We start from the raw sequence: 5,618 nt of genomic DNA, 5'->3' as shown, positions 1-5,618 counted from the left end.
TCATCCACAAAATGCGCCCGGCCAATCAGTACTTCGAGTTCCTTTTCTTCCCGCAGGTAGTTGGCGTTTTCGTGAGCGCGGATGACCGCCTGCTGGCCGTGGACATACGCCATTACTTTTTCCAATTCAGCCTTGCCTTCCGTTTTAAGGCCGAAAGCTTCCGCCCGGCGGCCATGCTCGAATTGCTTCGCGACATGAATGATGGCCTTGCTCGGTACGCAGCCAAAGTTAAGGCAATCTCCGCCGACGTTGCGTTCGCTTTCTTCAATAAGAAGTACATTCAGGCCGATGGTTTTGGCGGCTAAGGACATTCCCAAGCCACCGCTGCCCGCACCGACGACGATCAAATCGTACTTTTTTTTCATGTGTATTGAATTGAGGTAGGGTTTTATTTTTTCTTTTTAAAATTATATATAAATTGGAAGCCCTCTTGATTATTCGTCTTTCGATACACATTCCCCTTCCAAATAAACTGTACCAGCCCGGCTTGTTTACAAATATTTATGGACTTAAACGGCTCGCATATTCTTAACGCGCCGCCCGACCGCGTGTGGACGATGCTGATGGACACCGACGTTCTGGCCCGAATCGTGCCGGGCATATCGACGCTCGAAAAAACCGCCGAAAACGAATACAACGCCGTGGCCCAAGTCAAGATGGGCCCTGTCAACGGGTCTTTTTCCGGCAGTCTGACTATGCAGGATATCCGCGCGGGCGAAGGCTACACGCTCAATGTGCAACAAAACAGCAAAATAGGTAACGCCGACGCTACCGTAACCATCGATTTGAAACCCCTGGAAGACAACCAAACCGAATTAACCTTCGATGGCAAAGCCAAGCTTTCGGGCCTGCTGGCCCGCACGGGAAACCGCGTCATGAGCGGCGTTGCCAATTCGCTTACCAAACAATTCTTTGAAAACTTCGAGGAGGAAATTTCATCCACTAACTAAACCCTAACTGCTTCACCAATGAAAATTAAAACCAACGTAAACGGGAAATCCCACGCCCACGACGTGGAGCCGAGAACCCTATTAGCCCACTACTTGCGCGAAAACCTCAGCCTGACCGGGACGCACATCGGCTGCGACACCAGCAGCTGCGGTTCCTGCACTGTTCATATGGATGGCGGTAGTGCTTGAAAAGTAATGATGTCTAGAAAAAACCACAGGCGAGCAGTAGTTTTGGGTCACCGAGCTCAAACCTACCTTATCATGTTTCAACAACACGACTGCCCCGCCTGCGGCTCGACAAATGCAGTAAAAAACGGCTCGACCTATTACGGAAAGGCCCGCCACAAATGCAAAGCCTGCCAGCGTCAGTTCGTCTTTGAGCGAACGCATGAACCGCTCTCTGACGAGTGCAAGCGCCGCGTTGAGCTGATGCTGGCCGAGCGAATCTCGCTGGACGCGATCTGCCGGGTGATGGAAATCAAGCAGCACCGGCTTTACGCCTACATGGACGAGTTGTATGACGGGGTACCCGACGATTTGGCCTGCTCAGTTGCCGAAGATGCTGATGTAGAATTGATTAATGCTGACTGTGAGGCGGACGAACTATGGAGTTTCGTGGGTCGAAAGACTGACAAGCAGTGGCTTTGGCTTGCCCTTGATCGCAGGAGTCGGCAGGTCGTGGCCCTGCACGTAGGCAACCGGGGCGAAGAAGGGGCCAAGGGGTTGTGGCGGGCGCTGCCCGAAGGCTACCGCCGGCGAGCGACCTTTTACACCGCCGGGCGGCCCCGCGACGACTGGGCGGCCTATAAGCAGGTCTTTCCCGCCGATCAGCATCGCTTCCGCAAAACCAAGAAGGACACCAACCACGTCGAGCGGTTCTTCTGCACCCTGCGCCAGCGATGCTCCCGGCTGGTCCGCTTGAGCTTGTCATTCTCCAAAGAACTTGATCGGCACATCAAATCAATCAGATTCGTCGTCACTAATTACAACCTATCATTACAATTTTAGCACTACCAAATATTTGTAGTCGAAACTGAGCATCGTTCCGCTTTTGCTGCTGTATTTGCCGCTCTTCGTCATCGACAAGCAGAGGTACGACCTTTTCAGGTATCGGTTGCACATACACTACATCGCCATTGCGAATGTAGAAATAGGGCGACGAGAAAATCTTCCGATCAAGCATACTGACCTAGGCGATTTCCCGCGGGCCGTTGATACTCCGAATGATCATGATGCTGTCGCGGTTGGCAAAGGGCGTCAGGTCGCCCGCCGTGGCTAGAGCATCAATGATCGTCGTCCGGTCGTCGAACAAGCTGAACGCCCCCCCTTGGTTTACCTCCCCGAACACCACGAACTTGTGATTCATGAACCGGATATTGACCGCAGGATCCTTCACGAATCCGTCCAACGCGGCGCGAATCCTCTCCTGGGCTGCTTCCAGCGCAAGCCCCGCGACATTCACCTTGCCGATGAAAGCCATCGAGATATTGTCCGACGAATCGACTGGGTAGCCGATCGGCTGCGACCCACCACCGCCGCCACCGGGAAGGGCTGACATGGAGAGCGAATTGACGTTGGAAAAATTGAGAAGGTCATTTGATTCCTTATTCAGGCTGCTTACCGTAATGCCCAGCAGGTCTTCTTTCTGAATGCGGGATACCTGGGGTTGCCGTATCTCCATCGTGGTCGGCAAAGCCACGGTGCTGTCTTGAAAGTAAGGCGTGATGGAAATGACTTTTCTGGGAGTTCGAGCTACTTTGCAGGAAGAGAAGCCAAAGGCCAACAGAACGCCAGCCACTATGTATTTCAGAATATTCATGTATATCATTTTTTTCTCATGATAGGTATAACTTGCCAGAAAGGTATCGGGGCCAAAAGTCAGGCGCAACAATATCTTCAAGTACATTAGATGAATTAATTTACAAACTGAAAGAACAACCGAAACAAAAAAGTATATCGGTCTTTTGGTGGCGTTAAGATATGTAAACTAACTAAAATATCTCAAAATTTCGGATAGATTTGCAACCAACTAAATCCATAAAGTTCCCCCCAAGTGCCCAGCTATGTTGTTATTCTAACAGTTCTTGATTTTTGAAGCTGTACTTGCAAATCGTTTCGGTCAGCCTGCGATCCATTTGATGATCGGTAAGCAGAGCCAAGTGTTGCCGATGGTGCAAGTCCGTCCCCAGAAAACTGATCAATCCAGCCTTCAGTAAAGCCAAGGCCCAATTTTGTACCGATTTGCCATAATACCCTACTAGTGACAACAAATTTATCTGGAGCAGACAGCCCAAATTCGTCAGACGTCGATAAAATACAAGCTGATTGGTCAAGTAATTATAGCGCTCGGGATGAGCCAAAATAGGCTGGTACCCCCGAGCTACCAAGGAGAAGACCACATTTTCCAGATTAGGTGAAATCGATACAAAAGACATCTCGATAAGCACGTATCTTTTTTTTCCAAAGCTCAGCACGTCGTCACTTTCGATCAGCGATTCAAAATGGCGGTCAATGTAATACTCGGCGGCAGCCTCCACCGTGATTTCAATTCCCTGCTCTTCCATCGCATCCGTAAGCGCTTTCAACCCCACCTTGATGCTTTCCGAGTCGTTGGGGTATAAATCCCGATAAATATGAGGTGTAATGATTATCTTTTCGTAGCCTACTTGCCATAAGCCCCGCAGCAGCTCCAGAGAGGTGGCAATATCAGGACTCCCGTCATCGATCCCCGGAATCAAATGGGAATGCATATCGACCTTCAAATCCCTAAGTGCCGAAACGGTTGCCCCTTTTTTGAAGAAAGAAGGAATAGAAAACATGGTGTGAATATCCAAGGAGTTACAGAGTGCAAAACTAATTCATTGAATCTGGTTTAAAAAATATTATGTAAGATTGAAAACTTATTCGTCCTCAGCCATCCACGGTACCGCTTACGCGCGGCTCCTTTAATATGCACACCTTTCATCGTCTCCTGACCGGAACGTCGATTCTGTTGCTGTTGTCGGGTCATTTAATGGCCCAGACTCCCGAGGCACTCAGCGATCTGGATTACGAAGTGGAGGCCGGGGTCATGCTGTCCTCTGCTAAAAGCAACCCGTTCTGGCTGAGGAGCAACCACTACGGGGAGGTACCCCTGGAATCGCAAAACTTCACCTTGCGGGGCCAGGCCAGCAAGGAGTAAGACAGCACTGGCAGGTTCTCGTATGGCTACGGAGTCCGGGCCGTCGTCAACGCAGGGGGCCATACGCAGCTGCTACTGCCGGAACTCTATGCCAAGGTGCGCTACGGGGCGTTCGAGCTCTACGCCGGCCATCGGCGCGAGATCGTCGGGCTGGTGGACACCACACTCACCGCCGGGTCCTACATCTGGTCGGGCAATGCCCTGCCCGTGCCCAAAGTGCAACTCTCCATTCCTGATTACACCCCGGTTCTGTTCAAGAACAAGATTCTGGCGGTAAAGGGCCAGTACTCCCACGGCTGGTTCGGTTCGGGGGACTCCACCAGAAACTACTACCTACACCAGACGGCCCTGTACGTGCGGTTGGGCAAGCCTTCATGGCGGTTCAGGATGCACGGGGGATTCAACCCACCAGGCCCAATGGGGGGGAGGCCCCACCGTTCCGTTATATGACAATATTAGAAAAGTCCATATAACAACTTTCGGAAGTTCCCTGGAGACTTACCTAAATGTCGTTCTGAACCTGCCGATTAATTCCACGACAGGTCGATTTGCGACCGGAGGTCAAGTGTACGTGGAAGGATTCCGGGCAGGCAATCCCTGGGTTCGCTGGATCTGGCTTTGGAATACGCGGATGCCGCTGGCCGCTGGCTGTTGTATCACCAATCATTTGTAGAAGACGGCTCCTTGTATTACCTGATCAGTATTGCCGATGGTTTGTCGGGCATTTCATGGACATTTCCCAAAACTGGATCTGGCTTTCAACGAATAGCACTGGAGTACCTTCATAAAGCGAATCAGGGTAGTCAGTACTCATCAGATATCAGATTCAACTATCTGCGCGGCCAGGATAATTATTTCAATAATGCAATATATGAAGAGGGGTGGGTTTACCGCAAACAAACGATCGGTACACCCTTCATCACCAAGCTGCGTAACTCGACGGGCTTACCCACCACCGGGGCGCTTCAATCTGTCAACCCTGATTACATCGTGAATAACCGAGTAAAAGTGCTCACGATAAGTGCGCAAGGCCGAATCGGAAAAGTCAATTTAGTTTCAAGGATTTCGACCGGTGAAAACCTGGGAAACTACCGACTCGACTATCCTGTCCCCAAGCGACAACTTTCCCTCTTACAGCGGGTTTCATTTCCGATCAGGCAGTACACCCTTTCGGCTGACTTTGCCTATGACGGCGCTGGTCTCTGCGAGAAAACCCTAGGAACAATGCTTCTGCTCAAACGAACCTTTTGAATAAATTACTCCTCGAATTCTTTCGTGCTGCTCTTCGTTCCAACTTTTATGAAAAACCTAGTGGTTCTGTTTCTTGGTCTTTGTCTTAGAGACTGTCTGAAAATAGTTAATTGAGCCTTTCAAGCATCATGGGCAACATCGCAATGTATAGAGCGGACTCGCTGTTTCGGGGTAATTTTTCATAGTCTTTTGACAACCGTCGGTTAAAACTCAGCCAAGCAAAACTTCGCTCTACC

General features: G+C 50.4%; 10 protein-coding genes. 6 read left to right on the top strand and 4 right to left on the bottom strand.

Going from position 1 to position 5,618, the window contains the following annotated elements; all coding sequences use genetic code 11:
- Nucleotides 1–365, bottom strand: a 365-nt coding sequence (locus ACEW8P_RS00390) for an FAD-dependent oxidoreductase (protein ID WP_373511132.1), incomplete at its 3' end; no start/stop codon positions are given.
- A gap of 138 nt (nt 366–503) precedes the next feature.
- Between ACEW8P_RS00390 and ACEW8P_RS00385 the strand changes: the two genes are divergently transcribed.
- The 3 genes from ACEW8P_RS00385 (at nt 504) to ACEW8P_RS00375 (ending at nt 1,958) form a co-directional block, all read left to right on the top strand.
- Nucleotides 504–950, top strand: a complete 447-nt coding sequence (locus ACEW8P_RS00385) for a CoxG family protein (RefSeq protein ID WP_373511131.1) — start codon at nt 504–506, stop codon at nt 948–950.
- A gap of 18 nt (nt 951–968) precedes the next feature.
- Nucleotides 969–1,139 carry a (2Fe-2S)-binding protein gene (locus ACEW8P_RS00380; protein ID WP_373511130.1) on the top strand — a complete coding sequence of 57 codons (171 nt, stop codon included), beginning with the start codon at nt 969–971 and terminating at the stop codon, nt 1,137–1,139.
- A 72-nt stretch (nt 1,140–1,211) separates the two neighbouring features.
- Nucleotides 1,212–1,958, top strand: a complete 747-nt coding sequence (locus ACEW8P_RS00375) for an IS1 family transposase (protein WP_373511129.1) — start codon at nt 1,212–1,214, stop codon at nt 1,956–1,958.
- A gap of 181 nt (nt 1,959–2,139) precedes the next feature.
- Here the strand turns inward: ACEW8P_RS00375 and ACEW8P_RS00370 are convergent, their stop codons facing one another.
- Together ACEW8P_RS00370 and ACEW8P_RS00365 are read right to left on the bottom strand one after the other, a co-directional pair.
- A complete protein-coding gene (locus tag ACEW8P_RS00370; RefSeq protein WP_373511128.1) occupies nt 2,140–2,769 on the bottom strand; it encodes a polysaccharide biosynthesis/export family protein in 630 nt (209 codons plus the stop codon).
- A 250-nt stretch (nt 2,770–3,019) separates the two neighbouring features.
- Nucleotides 3,020–3,769: a tyrosine-protein phosphatase gene (locus ACEW8P_RS00365; RefSeq protein ID WP_373511127.1), complete on the bottom strand. Its 750-nt coding sequence runs from the start codon at nt 3,767–3,769 to the stop codon at nt 3,020–3,022.
- 131 nt (nt 3,770–3,900) lie between these two features.
- Between ACEW8P_RS00365 and ACEW8P_RS00360 the strand changes: the two genes are divergently transcribed.
- From ACEW8P_RS00360 to ACEW8P_RS00350, 3 genes are all read left to right on the top strand, one after another.
- On the top strand, nt 3,901–4,131 hold the full coding sequence (locus ACEW8P_RS00360) for a hypothetical protein (RefSeq protein WP_373511126.1): 231 nt from the start codon (nt 3,901–3,903) through the stop codon (nt 4,129–4,131).
- A 96-nt stretch (nt 4,132–4,227) separates the two neighbouring features.
- Nucleotides 4,228–4,581: a hypothetical protein gene (locus ACEW8P_RS00355; RefSeq protein WP_373511125.1), complete on the top strand. Its 354-nt coding sequence runs from the start codon at nt 4,228–4,230 to the stop codon at nt 4,579–4,581.
- Nucleotides 4,582–4,749: 168 nt separating this feature from the next.
- A complete protein-coding gene (locus ACEW8P_RS00350; protein ID WP_373511124.1) occupies nt 4,750–5,382 on the top strand; it encodes a hypothetical protein in 633 nt (210 codons plus the stop codon).
- Nucleotides 5,383–5,488: 106 nt separating this feature from the next.
- Here the strand turns inward: ACEW8P_RS00350 and ACEW8P_RS00345 are convergent.
- On the bottom strand, nt 5,489–5,618 hold a 130-nt coding region (locus ACEW8P_RS00345), incomplete at its 5' end, for a transposase (RefSeq protein ID WP_373511133.1).

The sequence above is a fragment of the Persicitalea sp. genome, from assembly GCF_041751555.1.
Classification (GTDB): Bacteria; Bacteroidota; Bacteroidia; order Cytophagales; family Spirosomataceae; genus Persicitalea.
Note: the sequence above shows the minus strand (reverse complement) of the source record. Positions and strands in the feature narration are given on the sequence as shown.

Excerpts from the sequence above, each read along its gene's own strand:
- ACEW8P_RS00360 (WP_373511126.1), top strand. The coding sequence starts at position 3,901 with ATGCACACCTTTCATCGTCTCCTGACCGGAACGTCGATTCTGTTGCTG.
- ACEW8P_RS00375 (WP_373511129.1), top strand. The coding sequence starts at position 1,212 with ATGTTTCAACAACACGACTGCCCCGCCTGCGGCTCGACAAATGCAGTA.
- ACEW8P_RS00365 (WP_373511127.1), bottom strand. The coding sequence starts at position 3,769 with ATGTTTTCTATTCCTTCTTTCTTCAAAAAAGGGGCAACCGTTTCGGCA.
- ACEW8P_RS00385 (WP_373511131.1), top strand. The coding sequence starts at position 504 with ATGGACTTAAACGGCTCGCATATTCTTAACGCGCCGCCCGACCGCGTG.
- ACEW8P_RS00380 (WP_373511130.1), top strand. The coding sequence starts at position 969 with ATGAAAATTAAAACCAACGTAAACGGGAAATCCCACGCCCACGACGTG.
- ACEW8P_RS00370 (WP_373511128.1), bottom strand. The coding sequence starts at position 2,769 with ATGAATATTCTGAAATACATAGTGGCTGGCGTTCTGTTGGCCTTTGGC.